Annotated in this window: 2 protein-coding genes and 1 other annotated feature; both genes read left to right on the top strand. The window is 38.1% G+C overall.

All coding sequences use genetic code 11. From position 1 onward, the window contains the following. Positions 1-313: 313 nt before the first annotated feature. A complete protein-coding gene (locus tag GX348_04725; GenBank protein ID NLP41491.1) occupies positions 314-802 on the top strand; it encodes a ferritin family protein in 489 nt (162 codons plus the stop codon). Between the two features lie 298 nt (positions 803-1,100). Continuing rightward, the gene (locus GX348_04720; protein ID NLP41490.1) at positions 1,101-1,676 is read left to right on the top strand and encodes an HD domain-containing protein; all 576 of its coding nucleotides are present in this window, start codon (positions 1,101-1,103) and stop codon (positions 1,674-1,676) included. Between the two features lie 393 nt (positions 1,677-2,069). Then, positions 2,070-2,147 (top strand) — a sequence feature (possible 16S ribosomal RNA but 16S or 23S rRNA prediction is too short). Positions 2,148-2,153: the final 6 nt, after the last annotated feature.

Genomic DNA, 2,153 nt, shown 5'->3' with positions numbered 1-2,153 from the left:
TTTCGCTGCTTAAGCTCGTAAACGCCTATGGAAGACACTTCGTGTCTTTGAACTTTAGCCTGCGTGTCGCAGAAAAGTGCCATTGATGTAAACTAAATGAATTAGCTTAAGATTGGCATTCTAAACGACTAACTTGGCTAGAAACGCCCTGGGAGGATAGGAAGTTGCCGGTTAGCAAAAAAGCACTCACTAATTGTGGGTGCTTTTTTTGTTGAAAAAATTAATTCCAAATAATAGTTTTCTTGGAAGGAATTTAAAATGATTAATAGAATAGATTTGTTATAACAACTATTATTAAAAAGGAGAGATACGCATGAAAAATAAGTTGTTAAATGAGTTAGATGGATTACGGGTTGCTATTGAAATAGAAAAACGCGGGCATGAATTTTATCAGCAGGCATATAATCAGTCCCAGGAAGCAGAGCATAAAGATTTGTTTTTGCTCTTAAGAGATGAAGAAACTCATCATATGGAAAAGTTCCAAAAGGTATTAAACAAGGTTCAGACTACTAAATCTGAGTGTGAGTCTTTTACGGCTGAGACAGCGGCGTATCTTTCTGCTTTAGCTAGCGATCATGTTTTTCCGAAAGAAGAAGAAGCGGCTCGGACGATTGCTAGCTTGAAAACAATTGATACTATTTTAGCTGTAGCGATGCAGGCTGAAAAAGATTCAATTTTGTTGTACGATGAGTTGGCTGGTAAATCGAAGTCTGAGGAGACCAGAAAGGTTTTTGCGGCTTTAAAGGCTGAAGAACAGCAGCATGTAGTTAAGCTTCGTGAAATGATTGATGCCTGGGCGTAATTGCTAAAAGCTGTATATAAACATACAAGAAGAGAGCCCGGGAAGGGGCTCTCTGTTTCTTTCTGGGGATCGGCAGTATAAGAATCCGTCTTAGTGAATTTTTGGCTAGTTTCGGATTAATCCGAGCCATACTTTGCCTCCAATCACAGTTTAATTGCCTTATCACTGGCTTTTTATATAATTTCCTGATTGGATTTATTTAGTTATATAAACAATTAACAAGAGTGAAGGAGACTTAATCCTTTTAACGAAGTAGGATAACGATACTTATATAACATCCAAGACAGGCGTGATTAAAATGAATTCAGCTAAAGAGCGATTTATAGAACTCCTAAAACAGGTTGAGCGTCCAGGAATGGATAATTTAGTTTCCTATATGCTGAACGAGACAGACTTTTTTACCGCACCGGCAAGTGCTACCTACCATGGAGCATGTGAAGGAGGTTTACTGGATCATTCGCTCGCTGTTTATGATAATCTTATTGTTTTAGCTAATACCTTTTTTGAATCATATGATCACCAATCTCTGATTGTTTGCGCGCTTCTTCATGATATCTGTAAAGCCAATTTTTACCGCAGAGGTTATCGTAACCGAAAAAACGAAGCGACTGGTCAATGGGAGAAGGTTGAAGTATACGAAATTAACGACCAAATGCCATTAGGTCATGGCGAGAAATCGGTTATGATTCTGCAACGTTACATACAGCTTACTATCGATGAAATGATGGCAATCCGATGGCATATGGGAGGTTTCGATGATGCTGCGCGCGGATACGCTGGCGCTCAATGTTTATCTAATGCGATGAAAAGTCATCCGCTATTGGTTGCTTTGCATATGGCCGATATGGCTACTTGCTATTTTACTGGTAAGTAGTAATTCGACGTATTTCGTATTGAATGATTTATGTCTCAATAATTACCATTTGACATGATGATATAGAAATGATACTATATACAAGTCGCCGCACCGAGCGGTAACAAATGACAGAAATAAATAATATTGACATAGTTCGTAAATTATGTTAACATCTATAATGTTTCTGCAAGATAGCGTCAAAAATTAAACAAAATAAATGTTGACACAACGATTAAGTTGTGATAACATATAAAAGCTGTTAACGCGCAGATAACTGCGAAGTAAGTTAACATGTTCCTTGAAAACTGAACAATGTAAGGTTAAACAATATGCCAGATGTGCGGTGCTTTTCGAAGCACAACTAATATTTCTTTATTGATTATAAGAGCCATCAAGGCTCCAATAATATAACTTTATTGGAGAGTTTGATCCTGGCTCAGGACGAACGCTGGCGGCGTGCTTAACACATGCAAGTCGAACGGACCGGAGTCTGAC

The organism is Veillonellaceae bacterium, assembly GCA_012523975.1.
GTDB lineage: Bacteria > Bacillota > Negativicutes > JAAYSF01 > JAAYSF01 > JAAYSF01.
The sequence above is the reverse complement of the archived record's forward strand: the minus strand, read 5'-3'. Positions and strand labels throughout refer to the sequence as shown.